General features: G+C 60.8%; 15 protein-coding genes. 5 read left to right on the forward strand and 10 right to left on the reverse strand.

Going from position 1 to position 22,348, the window contains the following annotated elements:
• Positions 1-205: 205 nt before the first annotated feature.
• From CRO75_RS04365 to CRO75_RS04375, 3 genes are all read left to right on the forward strand, one after another.
• Complete coding sequence (locus CRO75_RS04365; protein ID WP_097134533.1) at positions 206-1,390, forward strand: cyanate transporter; 1,185 nt, start codon at positions 206-208, stop codon at positions 1,388-1,390.
• Positions 1,391-1,406: 16 nt separating this feature from the next.
• Positions 1,407-2,318 (forward strand): DMT family transporter, encoded by a 912-nt coding sequence (locus CRO75_RS04370; protein ID WP_097134534.1) that lies wholly within the window; start codon positions 1,407-1,409, stop codon positions 2,316-2,318.
• Between the two features lie 184 nt (positions 2,319-2,502).
• Positions 2,503-3,441 (forward strand): LysR family transcriptional regulator, encoded by a 939-nt coding sequence (locus CRO75_RS04375; protein WP_097134535.1) that lies wholly within the window; start codon positions 2,503-2,505, stop codon positions 3,439-3,441.
• Between the two features lie 24 nt (positions 3,442-3,465).
• Here CRO75_RS04375 and CRO75_RS04380 read toward each other — a convergent pair whose 3' ends face one another.
• The 9 genes from CRO75_RS04380 to CRO75_RS04420 form a co-directional block, all read right to left on the reverse strand.
• Positions 3,466-3,828, reverse strand: coding sequence for a 5-carboxymethyl-2-hydroxymuconate Delta-isomerase (locus tag CRO75_RS04380; protein WP_009042603.1), 363 nt, complete (start codon positions 3,826-3,828; stop codon positions 3,466-3,468).
• 94 nt (positions 3,829-3,922) lie between these two features.
• The gene (locus CRO75_RS04385) at positions 3,923-4,852 is read right to left on the reverse strand and encodes a LysR substrate-binding domain-containing protein (RefSeq protein WP_097134536.1); all 930 of its coding nucleotides are present in this window, start codon (positions 4,850-4,852) and stop codon (positions 3,923-3,925) included.
• Positions 4,853-4,946: 94 nt separating this feature from the next.
• Complete coding sequence (locus CRO75_RS04390) at positions 4,947-6,119, reverse strand: fimbrial protein (RefSeq protein ID WP_097134537.1); 1,173 nt, start codon at positions 6,117-6,119, stop codon at positions 4,947-4,949.
• A gap of 186 nt (positions 6,120-6,305) precedes the next feature.
• Positions 6,306-9,347: a GLUG motif-containing protein gene (locus CRO75_RS04395; protein ID WP_097134538.1), complete on the reverse strand. Its 3,042-nt coding sequence runs from the start codon at positions 9,345-9,347 to the stop codon at positions 6,306-6,308.
• 74 nt (positions 9,348-9,421) lie between these two features.
• Positions 9,422-11,107: a ShlB/FhaC/HecB family hemolysin secretion/activation protein gene (locus CRO75_RS04400; RefSeq protein WP_097134539.1), complete on the reverse strand. Its 1,686-nt coding sequence runs from the start codon at positions 11,105-11,107 to the stop codon at positions 9,422-9,424.
• Between the two features lie 79 nt (positions 11,108-11,186).
• Entirely contained in the window at positions 11,187-11,966 is a 780-nt protein-coding gene (locus tag CRO75_RS04405; RefSeq protein WP_097134540.1) for a fimbria/pilus periplasmic chaperone, read from the reverse strand.
• Positions 11,966-14,536 (reverse strand): fimbria/pilus outer membrane usher protein, encoded by a 2,571-nt coding sequence (locus CRO75_RS04410; protein ID WP_097134541.1) that lies wholly within the window; start codon positions 14,534-14,536, stop codon positions 11,966-11,968. The genes CRO75_RS04405 and CRO75_RS04410 overlap by 1 nt, the downstream gene beginning before the upstream one ends.
• A 170-nt stretch (positions 14,537-14,706) precedes the next feature.
• The gene (locus CRO75_RS04415; RefSeq protein WP_097134542.1) at positions 14,707-15,474 is read right to left on the reverse strand and encodes a molecular chaperone; all 768 of its coding nucleotides are present in this window, start codon (positions 15,472-15,474) and stop codon (positions 14,707-14,709) included.
• A gap of 24 nt (positions 15,475-15,498) precedes the next feature.
• Positions 15,499-16,062, reverse strand: coding sequence for a fimbrial protein (locus CRO75_RS04420; RefSeq protein WP_097134543.1), 564 nt, complete (start codon positions 16,060-16,062; stop codon positions 15,499-15,501).
• Positions 16,063-16,579: 517 nt separating this feature from the next.
• Between CRO75_RS04420 and CRO75_RS04425 the strand changes: the two genes are divergently transcribed.
• Entirely contained in the window at positions 16,580-17,209 is a 630-nt protein-coding gene (locus CRO75_RS04425) for a response regulator transcription factor (RefSeq protein ID WP_097134544.1), read from the forward strand.
• 109 nt (positions 17,210-17,318) lie between these two features.
• On the opposite strand, the gene CRO75_RS04430 is transcribed toward CRO75_RS04425, so the two are convergent.
• A complete protein-coding gene (locus tag CRO75_RS04430; protein ID WP_062823342.1) occupies positions 17,319-17,807 on the reverse strand; it encodes an Hpt domain-containing protein in 489 nt (162 codons plus the stop codon).
• Between the two features lie 786 nt (positions 17,808-18,593).
• Here CRO75_RS04430 and CRO75_RS04435 point away from each other — a divergent pair.
• Positions 18,594-22,348 (forward strand): VCBS domain-containing protein (locus CRO75_RS04435; protein ID WP_204856402.1); only part of this gene is annotated, 3,755 nt, incomplete at its 3' end.

The raw sequence follows: 22,348 nt of genomic DNA on the forward strand, positions 1-22,348 counted from the left end.
ATCCAGGCCGCAGGACTGGCCCGGGCAACGTGGTGCTTCCGGCAGACCGCGGGCGCAGGTTTGGGGGCTGCTTCGCAGCCCAGCGCAGCCTGCGGCAGCGGCTACAGGTGTTATTTGATTTTTAGATAGTCCTGCACACTTTCTGATTTGCCCCGGCCACGCCCCTCCCCGCCTAATCAGCACCTGAATTGTTCAAGGTCTGGTTATGGAAAACGTTCGCGCGACAACCCGCCCCGTCTTCTGGCTGATGCTCAGCGTGACGCTGGTGGCCTTGAACCTGCGGCCGTCAATGGCCGCCGTCGGCCCCTTGCTGTCCGGGATTCGTGGCGATATCGCCCTGAGTTTCAGCGGCGCCGCGCTGCTGACCATGCTGCCGGTCATGGCCATGGGCCTGGCGATGTTCTTCGGCGTGCGCATCGGCCAGCGCCTGGGCGACCACCGCAGCGTGGTGGTTTCGCTGCTGGTCATTGGCCTGGCCACCCTGTCGCGGTTGTTCCTCGACTCGGCCGCCGAACTGATCCTCAGCGCCGTGCTCGCCGGCCTCGGCATCGCCCTGATCCAGTCGCTGATGCCGGCACTGATCAAGTCGCGCTTTCCCGACAATGTCTCGCTGTTCATGGGCCTGTACGTCACCTCGATCATGGGGGGAGCGGCGGTCGCGGCGTCCTTCGCCCCGCTGGTGATGACCCGCACCGGCAGCTGGCGGCTGGGCCTGGCGATCTGGGCGGCGCTGGCGGGCCTGGCGCTGCTGTTCTGGTACGCGCAACGGGCGGCCATGCCCAAGCTGCCGGATGCCGCGATGCACCACGAATCTTTTGCCGGCAACCGTCGCGCCTGGCTGCTGGCGGTCTTTTTCGGCCTGGGCACGGCGTCCTACACCTGTGTCCTTGCGTGGCTGGCCCCCTATTACGTGGAGCAGGGTTGGAGCGAACAGGACGCCGGCCTGCTGCTGGGGTTTCTCACCGCCATGGAAGTGGTCTCGGGCCTGGTGACGCCGGCCATCGCCAACCGCAGCCAGGACCGCCGCCGGGTGCTGGTGGCCTTGCTGGTACTGATCATCGCCGGCTTCTGCGGGCTGATCCTCAGCCCCCGGCACCTGAGCCTGCTCTGGCCGTGCCTGCTCGGCCTGGGCATCGGCGGGTTGTTTCCCATGAGCCTGATCGTGTCCCTCGACCACCTGGACAATCCGCGGCGCGCCGGTGGCCTGACGGCCTTCGTGCAAGGCATCGGCTATCTGATCGCCGGCCTGTCGCCGCTGCTCGCCGGGATCATCCGCGACCGCCTGGGCAGTTTCGAATGGGCCTGGTGGTCACTGACCGCGGTCATGGCGCTGATGATCCTGATGGTCCTGCGCTTCGATCCGCGGCACTACCACCGCCACTTCCAATGACCCGGGGAACGCGCTCATGAAGCCCGCCAGCTTGCTCAACGCCCATCTCGGCATGCTGCTGTGGGCGGTGCTGATCGCCGCCTCGTTCTTCGCCGCGGCCCGGGTCAGCCAGGCCGTCGACCCGCTGTTGCTGACGGGCCTGCGCCTGCTGCTGTCGGCCTTGATGTTCGTGCCGGCACTGTGGCTCAACGGCACGTTCCGGATCAACCGCGTCGGGCTGCGGGCGCATGCCATGCTTGGGTTGCTGCTGGCGATCTATTTCGCTTCGCTGTTCGAGGCGCTGCGGCATACCTCGGCGGTCAATACCGGCATCCTGTTCGCCCTGGTACCGCTGCTGACCCTGCTGTTCGAGGGCCTCCTGCTGAGCGACAACCCTGGGAAAAACCGCCTGTTGCCGATGCTGCTGGCGGCCGCCGGGGCCATGCTGCTGACCTTCAGGGGCTCGGGCCCCGAGGGCATGCCGTCGCTCTACGCGGTCGGCGTGTATGGGGTCGGTTGCCTGGCCATGGCCGGTTATTCGCCGCTGAGCCAACGGCTGAAAGCCAACAGCCTGAAAGATCGCAGCCCGGCCGCCATGACCTTCTGGAACATGCTGTTCGGCGCGCTGTTCCTGTTCGCCTTCTGCCTGCCGGGTGGTGGCTGGCGCAGCGCCGTCCTGCTCACTCTCAACGACGGTGTATGGCTGCTGTACCTGGCCTTGTTCGCCACCCTGGCGACTTTTTGGCTGCTACACCGGGCCATCGGGGTGATCGCACCGGCCACGGTCATTTCCTACATCTACCTGAGCACCCTGTTCATCACCCTCTTCCACTGGTTCGGGCTGGGCCGGCATCCCTTGCCGGGCGAGCTGCTCGGCGCGCTGCTGGTGGGCCTGGGCATGCTCGCCCTGATCCTCGGCAGCCGCCGGCCAGTCCCGGTGCCCGATTGAAGACGCAACACCAAGGGACAAGCAGCTACGCGCCGCGCCATACTGCACAGGTCGTGTTCTCGGAATTAATTGTCCCTTCGCTATCCGTGAAACCCCGGGGCAAGGATTCAATTAGGACGATCGTTCCGTTAGCATCAGGCAGGTTTGCGCACGACCGCGCGAGGTGCTCAACGAGACGGAACTGATGCTGAACAGTAACTTGCTTAGAAAGCTCGATATGCAGGACCTGATGGTGTTCGTCGCCGTGTACGAGCAAAGCAGCGTGACCGGGGTCTCGGAAACCCTGTGCGTGAGTCAGTCGACCGTCAGTTACTGCCTGAAAAAACTGCGCACCGGCTTCGAGGACGAGCTGTTCATCAATACCCGCACCGGCATGCGTCCGACCTACAAAGCCACCACCATGTACAGCCACGTGCTGAAGATTCTCGAGAGCATCAACCTGTGCCACTCCGGGGTCCAGGCTTTCGACCCGACCCGCCAGGCCGTCACCTTCAATGTCTGCGCGCCGGAATATTTCGAATTGCTGATCCTGCCCCGCCTGCTCAAGGGCTTCGACTTCGCCGACCTGCCGGTGTCGGTCAATGTGCACAAGCTGGAAACCGATATCCCCGCCGAGGAACTGCGCGACGGCAGCCTGGACCTGGTGATCTGCTTCGGTCCGAACTTTCACCACACCCACCCCGACCTCAAGTCGCAGGTGCTACTCGAGGATGACCTGGTGTGTGTCTTCGACAAGCGTGCGACGCCGCCGCTGGAGCCGCGTTTCAGCCTGCAGTCATTCGTCGAGCGCCGGCACGTCTACCCCACGCCCTGGACCTCGACCACCAACATGGTCGATGGCTGGCTGGCCCGCCAGGCCCACCGGCGGCAGATCGTCGCGCGCTCCAACAGCTACAGCGCGGCGCTGAAGATGATCACCGGCACCGACTTCATCCTGACCCTGCCGCGGCGCATCCAGGCACTGCTGACCAACGACGCGGTGTTCAGCCATTGCGAAGCGCCCAACGGCCTGCCGGGCTTTACCCTGGACATGCAATGGAGCGCCCACACCGACCAGGACAGCGCCAACACCTGGTTCCGCGAGCAAGTGGTCAAGGTCTGCGCGCAGCAGGGCCTATTGTAGGTCCAGGCCCTGCCGCATTCCGGTTCAGTGGCCGATGCTGAGCTTGCCGTAGGAGTCGCGGTCGATATCCAGGATCTCCACCGCCAATTGCAACTCGACGCCAGCCGGCCATTCACAGAGTTCCTGCAGCACCGCCAGCAGGCTTTGCGAAAGCTGCTTCTTGATCTCTGGCGAACGCCCGCTGAGCAACGACAGCTTCACATGCACGAACGCCCGCTCGCCGAGGCCGGTGCCGACGCGAAACGTCTCGACCTTGCGCGCGCGGCTCTTGATGTCGTATTCAGCGAACTGCCCGGACGCCACCAACGCGTTGTTGAACCGCAGCAAGGCCTTGTCGGCATCCAGTTGCGGCAGGTTGGCGGTGTATTCCATATGCAGATGAGGCATGGCGGATCTCCCTGAAAGGTGGGGGGTGAAAAGGCGCTCCATACTACACGCCTCGCGACCGCCTGCCTGAGTCCTCTACCAAGGGATCAGAGATTCAACGCGCCTTGAGCGGCGCCAGGTCGCGGTCGCTCATGAACGCCTCCAGCCGCGAACGCAGCCAGCGTTCGGCCGGGTCGGTGTCGACATGGCTGAGCCAGACCATGGACAGGTCCAAGGTCGGGGTCTTGAACGGAAACGGCTCCTGGAACAACTGCCCCGACGCCACCATGGCCGCCGCCGTGTAGTCCGGCAAGCTGGCGATCATGTCGGTCCCCGCCAGCAACGCCGGCAGCGAACTGTACTGCGGCACCGACAACACCACATGGCGCTGTCGACCGATCTCGGCCAGCCATTCATCGGCAAAGCCGCTGACATTGGCCGTGTGCGACACCAGCACATGCGGACGGGAACAGTATTCGTCGAGGGTCAGTGGCGTGTCGCTGGCATCGGCGCGCAGCACGCTGGGCTGGATATGCCGCAGCAGCTTGCGCTTGGCATTGGCCGGCAGCCCGCGGGTCTGGCTGATGCCCACGGTGATGTCGCCAGCGGCCAGCAGGTCCGGGATCCGCCAGTAGTCCGCGTGCTGCACCACGAACACCACCTTCGGCGCTTCCTGGCGCAAGGTCCGCAGCAGCGGCGGTAACAGCCCGAACTCGACGTCGTCGGACAAGCCGATGCGAAAGGTCATGGTGCTGCTGGCGGGATCGAAATCGTGGGTCAGGCTCAGGGCCGAGGACAAGGCATCCAGCGCCGGCGACAGGTGCTGGATCAGCTCTTCGGCGCGGGCGGTCGGCTCCATCTTGTGGCCCACGCGAATGAACAGCGGATCGTTGAAGATCGCGCGCAAGCGATTGAGCGCCGAACTGATGGTCGGCTGGCCGAGAAACAGCTTCTCCGCCGCCCGGGTCACATTGCGCTCGAGCATCAGGGTTTCGAACACCACCATCAGGTTGATATCCGCCTTGCGCAGTTCGTTGCGATTCATCCGCGTGCTCCATCCCCAGGTCGGAGCCCAGTGTAGAAAGGCCCCGCAACGGCGTCTATCGCCATCGAAGGGGCTTGGTCCAACCCTGAATGACTCAGGGGAAGGTAAAGGTGAACTCCGCCGCGCCATCGGCATCGCCGACCTTGACCTCGGCATCGCTGCCGGTACGGATGTAGCCGGCCCGCAGCGGGATGATCGCGCTGTCGCCCACCCGTTGCATGTCGTAGCGGGTGCCGTCGTACTTGATCCGCTGCTGGTTCAGGTCGTTGATCATGATGATGCCGAAGCCCTTGGCGCTGTTGGGCGAAGCCGTCAGGTTGAGCACCGACGGGTCGGTGTGAGTGGCAACTTTGTCGGTGAAGGTGATCTGCGGCCTGGCATTCAATGCGCACTGGCTCAGCTCGATACGAAACGGTACCGGCGACGAGGTCGAACCCACCTTGGGAAAATTGGCCAGGGAGAAACGTCCGAGCTTCACCGGGATGGTCCTGTACGACTCCACCACACAGGTGTTGGGAACGGTGATCCCACCGCCCCCGCCCATATTGATGATGGCGGGCCCCATCAACGAGTAGGGTTTGCGGCAAATGCCGATGGGCATGTTGTCGCTCGGGATGGTGACCTCCCCTCCCAGGCTGGCCACACCCTTGAGCAGGTCGACCGCATACAGCATCAGCCCCGAGCTGCCGGCGACACGGTCGATCACCAACTCGCCGCTGGGCAACTGGCTGGGGGGCACCGTGAGGATCAGCGATTGCAGATAGTTGGTCACCATCAGCGAACGCTGGTTCTGGCCTGCGCTGGGGTCATAGATAACCTGGTTCTTTTCCAGCGCTACGGGCTTGGACACTTGGGTGATATTCCTGAGGACGCCGTCGGAGGAGTTCACCGCGATCTTGAAACCGATGCCGTCGATGTTGGTCGGGGCGATGGCGTCGGGCAGTGGCGTACCCGCGGTCCAATATCCGGCAGAGACCAGCTCATGGGCCTTGTTACCCGTAGCCCCGCCATATCGGTAGTTGGTGATCAGGGCCACCGGTCGTTGCCACAGGACGGAGCCTACCGGCGTGGTGCTGGTCAACGGCGTCACTTCCACCCAGGGCCGGCCGGCACCGTTACTGAACGAGCAGTCGATCGCCTGGCTTTCCACCAAGGCGGCCTGGGCCGTCGCGCCGATCAAGCCCGGGAGCAGACAAGCCAGTACCTGGGCACTGCGGTAGAACCGACGTAGGTGGCCGGCGGGCCTGAACGCCAATAGGTGGGTCATGGGGCCATTCTCCATGCTCTGCTTGAGCCCGGCCACGTTGGCCGGCCGGATTTCGTTGCTCGTGGAAGCCCCGCATCGCGGGTCATCCTGAAAGAGGTGATGAATCCTGAAAAACCGATACGCCATGCCGCGGCATGACGTATCGGGAACCCGCGATACCTGGGTATCAGCGGGTGGTGCCGAGGGTTACTGGATGATTCCCAGGTTCATGCCGAACAGCGGTACCTGGGCAGCCTCGCCCAGTGCCGAGTTGTATTTCATCTCGCCATAGTTGACGCCGACCAGACCACCGTAAGTCTGGTAGCTCGGGTAATTACCGTTGCCATTGACCTTGCCGCTGGCCACCGATTGACGAATGCTGCCCATGTTCAATCCCACCAGCCCGCCCAGACTCGTGTAGTAACTGCCACTTACCGGGCCCAGGGCCAGGGAGTTGAGGATCTGGCCATGGTTCTGCCCCACCAATCCACCGATGACGCTACGCTGGTCGCCATAGACTGCCCCCTTGGCCGTAGCGGTTTCGATAGTCGAGCCCAGGGTGCGACCGTTGGTGCCCACCAGGCCACCCACGAAGCTGTTGGTACCGGCCCGGACTTCGCCACTGGCCTCGACCGAACTCAGGTCACCGTCGTTGTTGCCGATCAGTCCGCCGACATGGCTGTTGGTGCCTGCCACGACCTTGCCGCGGGACACGGCATGACGGACAGAACCGCCGTAGTTACTACCGATCAGCCCGCCGGCATTGCTGTTGGCGCCTGCGGTGACATTGGCCAGGGCCTCGGCGGTGTCTATTGTTCCGTAGAAGTTCTGGCCGACCAGGCCACCCACATTGGTGCCCGAAGTGTCGTAGACCGTACCGCTGGTCTTGACGTCGTTCAGCGTGCTGTTTTGGTTGTAACCGATCAGCCCGCCTGCCGAGGCACTGCCGTAACCGTTGACCGTACCGCTGAAGCTGGACTCCCTGACCGCGCTGTTGGTGTTGAACCCGATCAGCCCACCAATATTGCTGGCGCTGTTACCCCGCACCGCTGCCGAGGAGTTCGAGCGCTCGACCGTACCGGCCTGGTTGTAACCGATCAGCCCGCCCATATTCGTGCCCACATAACTGCACGAGTTGTTGCCGACTGAACCGCTGCTGGAAGAGTCGGCGATGTAACCGCCCCTGTTGCTCCCGACCAGGCCACCCGCACCGCCTGCAAAGGTACGCGCCAGGTACCCGCCGATGGCGACATTCGCCAGACTGTTGGTAATGCTTGCGGAGCCAGTCACACCCAAAACGTTTTCACCGACCAGGCCACCCACCGACGTGGTATAGCCGTTGCCATTCACGTAGGAGTTGACCGCCACCGATGCGCGATCGATGGCACCGCCCGAATTGAGCCCGACCAGGCCACCCACGACGTTGGTGTTCGAAGCGTTGGCGTTGACCCGCAGACCAGTGGCGCTGACGTTGGTCAGAGTGCCCATGTTCAACCCCACCAGGCCGCCGATATAGCTGAAGCCCGCTCCGGAGGTAGTGCCATTGACGGTCATGTTGGCCAGTTTCAGGTTACTGATACTGCCCGAGTTGCCGGCGAACAGGCCAACCATAGGCCCGGTATTGGTCACCGTGAAACCGCTGACGGTATTGCCCAGGCCATCGAAGACGCCAGAGAAAGCCATATTGCCGCCAATGGACTTGAAGTTGCCGTTACCCTTGATGTCGGTCCCCAGGACATACAGGCCATTGAGGTTGTTATTGACCGCCTGCAGCTGGGCGGTATTTTGAATGACATCGTAAAGCGCACCGTTCGAATCGAACGAGGCCCCGGTGCCGGACAGGGTGACCTTCGCGTCCTGCCCCAGGGCATAGCCGCTGCCATGGTTCATCCCGAGGCTGGCATTGGCACCACTGAGGGTCACGTTGCCGTTGAGCCGGATGGCTTTATCGGCATTCATCTCGACCCGGGCCTTGATGCCGGTGCTGGCCAGTCCGCCATTGACCTCGATATTGCGCTTGGAAGACAGCTTCAACTGATTGCCGCTGTTCCAGGTGACGGGACCACCCACCACCACATCGCCGGCACTGCTGGCCAGTTCGATGTTGGTGGTCGCCAGGTTGTTCGACAAGGTATCGGCGTAGGCCGTGTCGCTGCCCGACGCCGCTGTCGAATTGACCTTGACCTCGCGCGAAGTGATCTTCCAGCTGCCGGTCTGGCCGTTGCTGGCCTGGGTATTGACCCGGGTCGCCAGTTGCACCTCGGTATTCGCGCCTTTGACCTCGATCACACCGCCGTTACCCATGGTGCCGATGGCGCTGGCGGTCATCGCCCCGCCCACCAGTACCTTGCCCATGTCGCCGCCATCGAGGGTGATCTTGCCGGCCGTGCCACGCAGGGCATTGGCCTCGATGGTGCCCTGGTTGTTGACCACGGTCTGCAACATGGTGCCCGCGCTCTTGGCGGTCATCAGCACCTGGCCGCCGTCAGCCTTGAGCAGGCCACCGTTTTTCACCAGGGCATCCACTGCGGCACCGTCGACTTGCAGGTTGAGCAGGTTGTTGCCGTCGAAGTTCACGGTGAACTTATCCCCCGCGCCCAGCGCCACTCGGCCCATTTGCGCCTGGATCACCCCATCGTTGCGAACATTGGTCCCCAGCAGCGCCACGCTGCCGCCCTGGTCGGCAATGATGTCGCCGTTGTTGATGATCTCCGCCGGCGAGTTGCCCGAGAACGTGTAGTTGCCGGCCTCGAAGTCTTTATTGGCAATGTCCCGGGTCGAAGCCACCAGCCCCCCTACGTTGACCTGGGCACCCTGGCCGAACACTACGCCATTAGGGTTGACCAGAAACACCTGGCCGTTGGCATTGATCTGGCCCTGGATATCACTGGCATTGGTTCCGACCACACGGTTCAGTGCAACCGAGCTTTTAGTCGGCTGGTGGAAGGAGACCTTCTCACCCTTTTTGACGCTGAAGTCGTTCCAGTTGGTGATCAGCTTTTCACTTTTCTGGTTGATCGACATTTCCTTGCCATCGTTGAAGGTCAGGATATTGGCGTCCCCGGACACATGGGTATTTCCCGTTGGCAGGGCGAATGCCGAGGACATGGCGCCCACTCCCAGCAGGCTGACAGCCGACACGACCATCCCCTTGCGTGCGCCCGACTTGCGCCGGCGACGCGCGCCCTCATGAGCCACATTCCAGCATGCCAGGGCCTGGTTCCAAACCAGTGCATACATTTTGTTCACGGTAACGCCCTCTTCACTAAAGAACGTTCTGCAAACCATTTGCAGAACGACACCACTCCTGCTACGAGCAGGTACTAGAAATATTGCGTCGCGTTCATCCAGACCTGGGGGCGGCGCTCCGGCTTGTCCCGGGTCTTGCCGTTGTCATGCAGCGGCCAGGCGAGCGTCAGGTTGACTTGCTGCGAAGGCCCCGCCCAGCTGGCACCGATGCCGGTCGACGTGATCCGGCGGGTATTGTTTTCGGAGGTCCAGGGTTGGCGATCGACCTTGACCGTGCCGTTGTCGGCGAAGGCGCTGAGCTGCCAGCGCGGGGCCAGGGCGTAGCGCAGCTCGGCACTGGCCTGCCAGCCCTGGTCGCCGCTGCCGGCGCCCAATGAATAGCCACGCACACCGTAGGGACCGCCAAGGCCGAGCTTTTCCGAGTTGTCCAGGTTGCTGTTGGCCCATTGCGCACTCAGCCGGGTATAGAGCTGGAAACGGTCGCTCAGGCGCTGCAGGCGCGCGGCGTTGAGATTGAGCTTGGCGAACCCGCCCGAGCTGCCCGCGGTACGACCATCGCGAACCTCTTCCTCGGGGTCGCCAAAACGCAACCGGCCGCTGCCGTAGGACAGATCGAAGAAGTTCTGGCCTCCCCGGAAAAAACGGTCCTGGCTGTTGCCGCTGAGGCTCAGCGTCCACAGGCCGATCCGCTTGCGGTTACTGAATTCGAACAGGTCGATATCGTCGCGTAGCCGTTTGTCTTCGTATTGCAGTTGCGCAGTGAGGTCGAAGGTGCGACTGCGCACCAGCGGCTGGGCGACGAAAAAACTGCGGAAGCTGGCGGTACCGTGGTAGTCGAGGACCTCGAAGTCCCTGTACAGGCGGTAGCTCATTTCCGAGTACGCACCGCCGATGCGGGTCGACCAGGGCCCGACCGGTAACTGGTAGGCCGCACGGTAATAGCGCTGCGATTCGTCGCTGCGCATCGCCCGCAGGCTGAGCTGGTCGCCGAGGCGCAAGGGGTTGTTGAGGTTGAGGCTGCCGCCCAGGCGGTATTCACCGGTGTAGTAGCCACCGAAGTTGTCCGCCTCCAGGGTGCCGTTCAGCAACGGCCCGGGCTCGGTATCGATCACCAGGTCGGTGGTCCCGTACTCCTGGCCAGGACGCAAGGTGCCGCGAGCCTGGACCCCGGGCAGGTCGCTCAACAGCAAGAGGCTACGCTCCAGGTCCGCGTCGTATACCGCCTCGCCGCGGTTCAACGACGACAGCGGCGCCCGTACCACCTGATCCAGCGCGCGCGAACGGTTCTGCACTTCGATGCGCCCGTAACGCCCCTCCACCACGGCGATCCGCACCAGGCCATTTTCAATGTCCTGGGGCGGCAGGAAAGCGCGGGCCAGTACATAACCCCGCTTCTGGTAGTAGTCGGTAATACGCTGGGCGGCTGCGCGCAAACCGTTCAGGTTCAGCTCCTGGCCCTGCAGGTCGGCCAGCAGCGGTTGCAGGCGCTCGGTGGCGAAAACCTGATTGCCCTCGATGGCAAACGCCTGGACCTGCACCCGGATCCCGGAGGTGTCCGGGGCTGCGGGCGCGGCGGGTGTCTCGGCCTTGGGCAGATCCAGTTCCAGCTCCGAAGGGACTGGCTGGACCGGCTGGACCGACTCGATGTCACGCATCGCCTGACCGGCGCTAGGCACCTGCAAGGCCAGGGCGATATTGGGCACCGCCAATGGCAGCAGCGCTGCCAGGACGAAACACGACCCACGCCGACCCAGACTCATGCCCACCGGTCGCGCACCCTCGGGCGCTCGACCGCAACCGCATGACGACGCACTCGCCGCGAATCTGTCCATCGCAAAACTACTGTTGTAACCGCGCACTTCCACTCAGCGTCTCCCCGCTGTCTATCGCCACCTGGTAACGAACGACCGTCGCATTGGCGACGGCTGCCTTTTTTGTTGCGGGCAGGGCGATACGTGTCGTGCCGAAAGGCTCGAGCGTGATCCCCTGCCAACTGATCGATTGAGCCCCGCTGCCCAGTTCCAACTGCGGGATGGATACGTAGTAAGGCGCCCGGCTGGTGGCCAGCAACGCCATCTGCCCGTCCGCTCCGGGGGTCTTGTCGAGGCTCCAGACCACTTGCCCGATTGCCTCGTCCGCCTTGCCGGCAAGGCCCGAAGGGCGGTACAGCAGCTTCATGCGCATGCGATAGGCCAGGCGCAGCACATTGCTGTCGGTGGTCGTCACCGGTGGCACTTCGAGGAAGTTGATCCAGAACACCGACTCGCGATCGCCGGGCAAGGGTTCGCCGGTGTAACGCACCACCAGGGCGCTGCGCTGTTGCGGGTCCAGCCGTGAAATAGGCGGCGACAGTACGAACGGCACCGTCAGACGGCTCGGGTCGGTGCGTGTATCTCCCCGGTCCAGCCAGGCTTGCAGGAGGATGGGCGCATCGCCGGTGTTGCCGACCCTGACTGTCAACGCTGGGGTATTGGCCGGGTAAATGAAGCGCGTACCGGTAATGGCCAGCGCCGCCTGTGCGTCGGCGCAAAGCGACATCAGCAGCCAGGCCGCCATCAGGCCCCCACAGATTCGCCGAGCCATGGCCGAGGAGCAGCACAAGCCGCCTGTCTGTCGCATCAGCCGTTCCTCGTCTGAGCCGGAGCCCCGGCAGTGTCGGGAGGTAGCGGGCGGCATGGCAGGTCGAACACCTCATAGCCCTTCGCCTCAACCGCCTTGCCAGACGCTGCATCGCGCTTGGGCAAGCGGTAGTCGATCAGGCATTGCTGCCCAGGCTGGTCACCCCATTCGACGCGGATCGAGCCCTGGTCCTTTTCGCTGCGCAGCACCAGGCGGCTGCCCTGGCCGACCGCGCCCATTTCCATCCCGCTCTCGGCGTCGGTGGCGATCGCGGCAAACGGCAGGAGCGCGCCATTGGGTTGCAGGCTGTTGATCAGGAAAGAGCGCGCCTTGCGGGTCGGGTACGACAGCATCACCACGGCCCCCGCCACCGGTGCGGTGTTGCGCGAACTCACCTGCAGCTCGACGTCGTCGGGCATGCCTTTCGGGTCGATATCCACGGTGTTGAGCTGGAAAGGCGTCAGGCTGGGCACTACCGCGTAACCGCCGCCATTCACCCGCGCACCGCTGTAGCCAACCCCTGCGCCCTTGGCATGAGGCGCGTAGACCAGGCCGCTGGTCTCGCTCAGGGTCTGGGCAAACGTCAGGCCGCCGGGGTGCAGGATCATGCCGCCGGACGCGCCGATGGAGCCCTGGCGGTAATCGCTGCCCTGGGAAAAACTGGAACTTAAGGCCACCTGGGGCAAGGAATAATTGAGACTACCGTTGTGGCTGGTTTCCCGTTGCTTGTCATCACGGGAAACGGACACGGCATAGGATGCTTTGCCCGCCTCGTCCACTGTCCCGGAAACACCGCTGGTCAGATGAGCTCCCGTGCTCTGGTCGTGACTGACGAAGTTATTGAGCACCGTTGCGCCCCGGGTCTCACGGCCCAGCGGGATCGTAAGGGTCAAACTCAAGGTCGTATTGCTACTGACTGCCCGACGCCCTGAATACCGGTTCTGTCCCAGCGTGCGCTGTACGGCGAAGGAATAGCTATTGCCCCGCCACTGATTGCTGTAACCCGTGGAAAAGCTCAGGGCCTTGCCTTGTCTGTTCCAGTAATTGAGCGCCGAACCACTGGCATAGAAATGCCCGCCAGTGGCCCTCAACTGCTGACTGATATTCACATCCAGCCGGTCACGCATTCGGGAGAAGGCTTCCACCCGTTCGCCGCTCTCGACGAAGTCCTGCAACGCGACCGCGTCATGCAGTCCCAAATAACCACGGGTCGAGTAGCGATAAGCCAGTAACGAGAAGTTGGTACCGCTATTGGGCAGGTTCTTGCTATAGGACAGACGCAGGCTCGTCCCCTTCAGACGGCCCCTTCTCGGCACGTTGGTTTTGGCCTGGGTCACATCGAAAGCAAAGCCCCCCACATCGGTATTGAGCGCGCTCCCCATCAGTACCGACATATAACTGCCCGTGACAGCACTGCCGATGTATCCGGTAATGTCGTTATCCAGACCGTGCTGGGCTGTCCCTTGCAGCACATACTGGTTACTGCCACGCAGCCCAGGATCGATGATCTGGCCGGCGGTGAAGCCATATCGGGAGTTTCCAGGGCGCAGTAACTGAACAGTCGTGGCGAAGGGCACGGTGAAGCTGCTGCTCTTCCCGTTAGCCTCGGTCACGGTGACGCTCAGGTCGCCACCGAAGCTGGCGGCCTGCAGATCGCTGATCTCGAACGGTCCAGGCGCCACCGAGGTTTCGGAGATCAGATAACCGCGCTGATAAACCGACACCTTGGCGTTCGAGCTGGCCGTACCGCGCACCACCGGCGCGTAAAAGCGTTCGGTATCGGGCAGCATCCGGTCGTCGCTGGACAGCTGTACCCCGCGGAACGATACCGAGTCGAACAGATCGGCATCGGTGGCGCTCTCCCCCACCAGCAGTTGCGAACGCCAGGCCGGCAGCTCGGTCTGGGCATAAATTTGCCCGCGCTGATAATGGCCGCCCGATTGCGGCGACCAGGTCAGGGTGCCGTTATGCCGTAAGCGCACCGAGCCGGCATTGAGCCCCATGTTCAGCCCGGCATAACCATTGGTCATGGTGCGGCCGCTGTTTTGCACGCTGAACAGGTTAGTGTTGTAGTTGAGTAGCCCCGCGGAAACGCCATGATCCCAGTTGGCCGGGTCGACGTAGGTTTTCGACAGGTTCTTCTGCAGGAAATATTGCGGGACCGAAAGATCGATCGTCAGCTCCTTGAGATCGATCTTCGTGGTGAGACCAGGAATGTAGCGAGTCAGGTCGGCGCAATAGGTGCCCTCCGGCATACGTTCTGCGGAAGGTTGCGCCGAAGCCGCCTTGTCCAGATCAATACCGGCGCGGACCAGCAACGAACGCTCATAACAAGGCTGGCCGCCTTGCGGCCCATGGGTGTCGCGAAACTCGATGTTCTGCGTGGCACGCCACTGACCGTTTACCAACAGGTCGATACGGTAATTGCCCGGAATGAGAAAGCCCTGGCGCTCAAAGCGGCTGGTATCGATGGGGGCACCTTCGGTCTGAAACAACATCTGCGAATCGAATACCATGCCCTGCCCCGCGGGCTCGGCAGTGGACGTTTCAGCCCATGTTTCAGTCGCCATGACAATCGCCGCCGTAGAAACAAGACATAAAAAAAACCGACCTGGACTCAAACCGTACGAAACTAACGCACAAGCTGAAACAACCAGACAACTACGCTGGACGTTCAACATATTCGATACCGGCATGCAGCCAGGTCATAGAGATGACAAAAACTGCAAGATGAGAAAAGTTACAGGGACAACGGTTTTTCAAGCACCCGCCGCCCTCCGAAGTCATTAATGACCTCGTAATGAACAGAGGCTTTTCGATAAGCCTGAGGAGCCTGTTCTGGCAATGGAAAAAAACCACTACTGAAAGGCGCGATCATTTCGTCTTTAACGGCAACCCGTCGACCATCCAGAGCAACTTCTATCTTGCCGAAAGAAACGTAATACGCAGTCGGATTAGTCACCTGAACTCCCAGGCGATTGTCGACTTTACCTTTTCCATCCGAATGACTGGCTTGCTTGAATTGCCAATCGAGTTTGTTTGCCACCAAGTCCACATCCGACTTCAGGCCCTTGGGACGGAAGAACACTTTGATTCGGGTTCTGAAAGTAAACTGCAAGACATTTTCATCGACTTCCTTGCGCGGAGGCGTTTCCAGCACATTGAGCCAGAACAAGGACTCTCGATCTTCTGCAAGTTTTTCACCCGTATAGGAAACACGCAGTGAAGCCGAATTGTCCGGATCCAGGCGAATCACCGCAGGGGACAGCAAAAATGGAACCTTTATTTCCTCGGGACCTTTAGTTGAATCGCCATCATCAATCCAACTTTGGGCCAATGAAGCAGAGGCACCGGTATTACTTATTTTCATTGTAACTTCACGAGCATCCGACGGATAAACCAGCCGAGTACCCTGAATGACTACCGACGCCTGAACGATTCCAGAACATACGCCCAAGAACATGACGCCGAGAACGAAAGAAGAAAAGATACGCGCTTTCGGCGTCATGAATCACTCCTCGGGCGCTAGCCTTTACTTATACGACAGGGTGTATCGAACGAAGGAGTTACCCGAACCCGCGCCAACGCTAGCGGCGGTCGCAACATAGTTCGCCTTGAACTTCAGGGTTGCCGTGTTGCCTGCAACGGTGGCGACCTGTGGCGTGGTTTCCGACTGACCGAGTGGAACTTTCGTACCAGCTGCGACATTGTCGTTGAACACCTGGATCTGCACGCCAGTAGCAGGCGCGGCGCCGATCAACTTGAGGTTCCCGGTCACCACATCGACGTTGTCCACCTGGTCAAAATCAACGACGACCTTGGTTCCATTGGTACATTGCGCGCCGGACAGCACCAACGCGAACTTCTCGAACGGAGAAGCATCACCAATGGCCTTGAAGATCGAAGGAGAGATGCGCCCCAGCTCCACGTTGGTGATGTTGTTTTCACCCGGTGCCTGGCCGTTGATATTGCAAGTCACGTCGGTGATGCTGCCAGAGAAGTTAACCACGCCATCAGTGGCATGAGATAACGAAGGAACAAGCGCGGCAAGCATCAAGCTAGAAGTTGCCAAGGATAGTAAAGATGTTCGTTTCATGTGATTTCCTTGTTCACGTTGATCGGCATAAAGAAGTGCGATCTACTTGATCGTCCTCCCGGCTCAGCTATGACCGAATCATGCCAGCCATGGCAGTCCAAGCCTCTCTCATTCAAAGTCTAAGTCGATTGGTCGACAACAATAGCAAGCTCCTTTGCTGCCCATGAAGGGCGCCCAAAGGAAGCCGTAGCTTACCGATCAACCTTCGAATTTGAATTGAGAGACGGCCGAAGCACCCATCAGAAATATCTTAATAAACCGTCCATTGATTTCGTCTTTACTTATGAGACAAGACTGTGTACTTCTTCACGCGCTACGTTCAGCTGAACTCTGCCAAGTGCTCGCATCACAGTAGCCTGAGTCAGGTTAACTAACTATTCAATAAAAATGAAAGGAGTCTACCCCGCCGGCCTGCGCAGTGAGCGCCGACAAAAGGCCCAACCTCAATGAGAAGAATTGAATATAGAGAGTAAAAATATAAAACCTACACGCACAATCAATATAGAGAGAGCACACTATGGGATCCATAGTAATAGTCGACGACCACCCTCTGGTCAGGGTCGCCTTGAAAGTCATACTTGAACGTAACGGACACCATATCGCCGCCGAGGCAGACAATGGCGTCGATGCCATTCAAGTTGTTCGCACACATAAACCGGACCTTGTGATACTTGACCTCGATCTACCGCAACTGGACGGGTTATCGGTACTCACCCACTTCAAGGCAAATAACTTCCTGGTAAAAACGCTGATATTGACTTCCAGCGACTCAAAAAATTTTGCCGTACGTTGTTTGCATGGGGGCGCAGCAGGCTTCATCTGCAAGGATGAAGCGCTAGATGAGGTGGGAGATGCAGTAAAGGCACTGTTATCAGGGCATACCTATTTTCCTGAAAGTTCTTTGCTCCTGTTGCAGGAAAGCATTCACACCAACCAGATGCAAAGCATTGCCGCCTCTCAGCTGACCAATAGGGAAATCACCACATTAAGATTATTAGCGCAGGGCCTTAACAATAGGGAGATTGCAGCGACTCTGCTTATCAGTCATAAAACGGTCAGCACTTACAAAGTAAGACTCTTGAAGAAATTCAACACCACCAACCTTCTGGCCCTGATTGAAATAGCCAGGCAGAAAGGAATCATGTAGGCCTCTTGCGAAACCCAGCAGCGCATGGACATCTGTCCGTTTCAGAATCGACGTCTTATCGGTTTTGCGACGGGACATCGAGTACTACTCCTTCAGAGCAGCAGAGGAATCAGCGCTCACGAGGCAGTTCTCTCAGATTGATTGGCCCATCATCCTGTATGGCTACAAGACAGATGTCCTTGAGGTTGAGCAACGCCTGCTCGACCAACTGCGCCCTTTCCAACAGCACCGGCCAGGTCCCTGCGACACTGACGTCCCTCAGCTGCTGGCAGCTGGAGATCAGCGGCTGGTACTTCAACACACAAGCTGCACCCGCTATCTTGTGGCACAGCCTGGCAATGGCTTGCCGATCGTTTTGTTCGCAGTACGCCCGCAACAGCTCGAGGTCTTTGATCTGGTAGGTCCTTACGTCGTCGATGAGCCGTCGCGCGACTTGCTCATTGTCGCCAGCAAGGTCCATGAGCCTGCCCAGCACCTCTAGCAACGACACCGCGGAACCGACCCGGATAGCGTGAAACACCTCCTCACCCGCGCTTATGCCTGCGCTGAAGCCTGCTGCCTCCGGCGTTGCACCGGCCTGTACGTCCTGCCTATTCATATCTGCCTCCCTGCCTCACCTGAATATGCCGCGGCCCGTTCATCGAATACGAATCAGGCTAGGCAAAACTCCTGGAAGCGAATATCAGACGTTTCTCAAAGCGCTGAACAGGGCGGTTTTACTCAGGGAGTCCCCCCAGACATTGAAGTCCGGAGAGCATGAAAAAACCCGCCAGAAAAAATGCTCTGGCGTTTTTTAATAGCTGACGCTGCAACTTGTAGACACCCAGCACTGGCATGACCCAGCCAGCCCTTGCCGCATAAGGGTTTCAGCCCATTGAGCCGTATCAGTGCCGGGTACCTGCGAGTATTTCGCCAAAAACAAATCGACATAATATTGACACCAAATCACCCGCCTGTCGGAATATTGGCACTTCGTACTGTTACTTCCGGTTAACACCTTTACAAGGCCTGACCCCACAACTAAACAACTATCCAACTGATATCAGGAAAGGCCGTATCCCTGAGTCAGAACGACCCGGCTTCATCCAGTCATTACTCAGGAGTCCCTTTCATATGGGTGCTCTCAGACTATTGCGCGCCACGCGCAGCGCAGCTTCAGGCTTGGGCTCATGTTCGCCCGACCGCTCCTGCGATTCGCTTCTCAAGTACGGCGAACTTCTTCACCTACGCGCCACCTGCGTCCCTCTTCCGGCAGGCCCAGACGGCCAACGATGTCCGGGATCACCTCGTACCGCTCCTTGACACCCTGAGCGGTACAAGCACGGGACTTCGTCCTGCCAGCAGGACCTGACGATTCTAAAAAAAACATTCTCGGGAGAAAGACATGGCTACCACCACAACGACCAGCGGCGGCACCGCAACTTCGTTTTCCAATACACCGCAGGCGCAGGACGACATTTTCACTACCGGCGTCATTGGCACGAGCAGCGCAGCCATCACTGAAGACCTGTTGGGGATCGTGTATCTGGACGTCATGTCCAATGACCTCGGCGGCAATGCAAAGACACTCTGGTCACTCGATAACGCGACCAGCCTTTCTACTGCCACCAAGGTTTATGCTCCGGCCGATCTCCTGGTCCAGGACACGGGCAGAGTCGAGGCGACGAGTTCCGACACCAGCTTCAATGGCGCAAAAATCTGGATTACGCCGGATGGAAAAGTCGGCTACGACGCCGCGACCTTATCGACTGCTTTCAAGGCGCAACTTCAGGCGCTTGCTGCCGGAGCGTCCCTGACAGACAGCTTTACGTATGCGATTCGTCTCGGCAATGGCACGCTCAGCTGGGCCACTGCGCAGGTGCAATTTGCAGGTGCGAATGACAGCGTGACGATGAGCCTTGGCGCCCAGGCCGGTACCGTAACCGAAGATGCGGCCACGACACCTAGCCCGACCGACTCGCACAGCGCGACGGGCACGATTGCGTTTAACGATGTCGATCTGAGCGACACGCATACCGCCTCTTTCGTGGCGGCGCCAGGCAATGCCACAGCGCTGGGCAACTTCGTCCTCGCTTCGGTGACTGAAGCCGCCAATGCGGCCAACGGCACCGTCAACTGGACTTATACCTTGAATAACGCGGCAGCCCAGTCCCTGGCCCAGGGGCAGACGGCCAGCGAAACTTATGTGGTCACCATCAGTGACGGGCATGGCTCGTCGACAACGCAGAATGTGATCATCACCATCACCGGCACCAACGATCAGGTGCAGATCACCAGCGGCGTGCAGACCGGAGATGCCAAGGAAGACAGCGGCGACTACGCTGCCAGCGGCAACATCACCTTTACCGACGCCGACCTGATCGACACCCACAGCGTTACCGTCACGCCGGGCGCTTCCGGCTACCTGGGCAGCTTCACTACAGACCCGCTGAACGACAGCACCGGCACGGGCAGCGGCTCGCTGGGCTGGCACTTCGCGGTAGACAATGCCGCCCTGCAATTCCTGGGCGAAGGCCAGACCATCACCCAGACCTATGACGTGGCGATTGGCGACGGCGCGGTGCAGACCGTGACCATTACTATCACCGGCACCAACGACCGGCCGACGCTGACGATTGCCGACACTACCGGCGCCATGAGCGAAGGCAACGCTGCGGCCACACTGAGCGACAGCGGCGCCTTGAGCTTTGCCGACCTGGACAACATCGACGCGGTGACCGTGTCGCACACCGCCAACGGCAACATCGCCTGGAGCGGCGGCACGCTCAATGCGGGCGTGGCTTCGGCACTGATCGCCGGCTTCTCGGTCGATCAGAACAGCTGGGACTACAGCAGCAGCCAGAACCTCGATTTCCTCGGCGCCGGTGAAACCATCACCTTCTCGTACACGGTGGTCGCCACCGACAACAGCGGCGCGGCTAACGCGGCTTCGGCGACGCAGACGGTCAGCATCACCATTACCGGCAGCAATGACGCGCCGGTACTCAGCTTCGCCAGCGGCAATGATGTCGGCGTCGTGCAGGAAGACACCACCCTCAGCGTCAGCGGTCAATTCAGCTCGACCGATATCGATCACGCTGCCACGGCCACCTGGAGCATTGTCGGGGCAAATACCGGCGCCTTCGGCTCGATCGCCGTCGATAGCACCGGCCAGTGGACCTACACCCTGGCCAACGGCACCGATGGAGTCGCCAGTGCCGTGCAGTCTCTGAAGACGGGCGAAAGTCATGATGAGGTGTTCAGCGTGCAGGTCAGCGATGGCCTGGGCGGCGTCGACACCCAACTGGTAACCATTACTGTCACCGGGAGCAACGACGCGCCGGTACTCAGCTTCGCCACCGGCAACGATGTCGGCGCCGTGCAGGAAGACACCACCCTCAGTGTCAGCGGCCAGTTCAGCTCGGCCGATATCGATCACGCTGCCACCGCGACCTGGAGCATCGTTGGGGCAAACACCGGAGCCTACGGCTCGATCGCCGTGGATGGCAGCGGCCAGTGGACCTACACCCTGGCCAACGGTAGTGATGGCATTGCCAGTGCCGTGCAGTCTCTGAAGGCCGGAGAAAGTCACAACGAGGTGTTCAGCGTGCAGGTCAGCGATGGCTTGGGCGGCGTGGATACCCAGCTGGTGACCATTACCGTCACCGGCAGCAACGACGCGCCCGTGCTCAGCTTCGCAACGGGCAACGATGCCGGCGCCGTGCAGGAAGACACCACCCTCAGCGTCAGCGGTCAATTCAGCTCGACCGATATCGATCACGCTGCCACGGCCACCTGGAGCATCAATGGCTCGCCAACTGGCAGCTACGGTTCGATTGCCGTCGACAGTACCGGCCAATGGACCTACACCCTGGCCAACGGCACCGATGGCGTTGCCAGTGCAGTGCAGTCGCTGAAGGCCGGAGAAAGTCATGACGAAGTGTTCAGCGTGCAGGTCAGCGATGGCCTCGGCGGCGTGGATACCCAGTTGGTGACCGTTACTGTCACCGGCACCAACGACCAGCCAACCCTGACCATTGCCGACACCGCCAGCACGATGAACGAAGATGATGGCACTGCCACACTGAGCGACAGCGGCGCCCTGAGCTTTGCTGATGTGGACAATACCGACACGGTGACCGTGTCGCACACTGCCAACGGCGACATCGCCTGGAGTGGCGGCACGCTCAATGCGGGCGTGGCTTCGGCACTGATCGCTGGCTTCTCGGTCGATCAGAACAGCTGGGACTACAGCAGCAACCAGAGCCTCGACTTCCTCGGCGCCGGTGAAACCATAACCTTCTCGTACACGGTGGTTGCCACCGATGACAGCGGCGCGACTAACGCTGCCTCGGCGACACAGACCGTGACCATCACCCTCACCGGCACCAACGACCAACCAACCCTGACGGTTGCCGACACCACCGGAGCGATGAACGAAGGCAACGGCACTGCCACATTGAGCGACAGCGGTGCCCTGAGCTTTGCCGACCTGGACAGCACCGACGTGGTGACGGTATCGCACACCGCCAACGGTGACATCGCCTGGAGCGGTGGCACACTCAATGCGGGCGTGGCTTCGGCACTGGTCGCCGGTTTTTCGGTCGATCAGAACAGCTGGAACTACAGCAGTAGCCAGAACCTCGACTTCCTCGGCGCCGGTGAAACCATCACCTTCTCGTACACGGTGGTCGTCACCGATGACAGCGGCGCGACTAATGCTGCCTCGGCGACGCAGACGGTCAGCATCACCATTACCGGCAGCAATGACGCGCCGGTACTCAGCTTCGCAACGGGCAATGATCTCGGCGCCGTACAAGAAGACACCACCCTCAGCGTCAGCGGTCAATTCAGCTCGGCCGATATCGATCACGCTGCCACGGCCACCTGGAGCATCAATGGCTCGCCAACTGGCAGCTACGGTTCGATCGTCGTAGGCAGCACCGGCCAATGGACCTACACCCTGGCCAACGGCACCGATGGCGTTGCCAGTGCGGTGCAGTCGCTCAAAGCGGGTGAAAGTCACGATGAGGTGTTCAGCGTGCAGGTCAGTGATGGCCTAGGTGGCGTCGACACCCAACTGGTAACCATTACTGTCACCGGCAGCAACGACGCGCCGGTACTCAATTTCGCCACCGGCAACGATGCCGGCGCCGTGCA

Source organism: Pseudomonas sp. LAMO17WK12:I10 (assembly GCF_900215185.1).
GTDB classification, from domain to species: domain Bacteria; phylum Pseudomonadota; class Gammaproteobacteria; order Pseudomonadales; family Pseudomonadaceae; genus Aquipseudomonas; species Aquipseudomonas chlororaphis.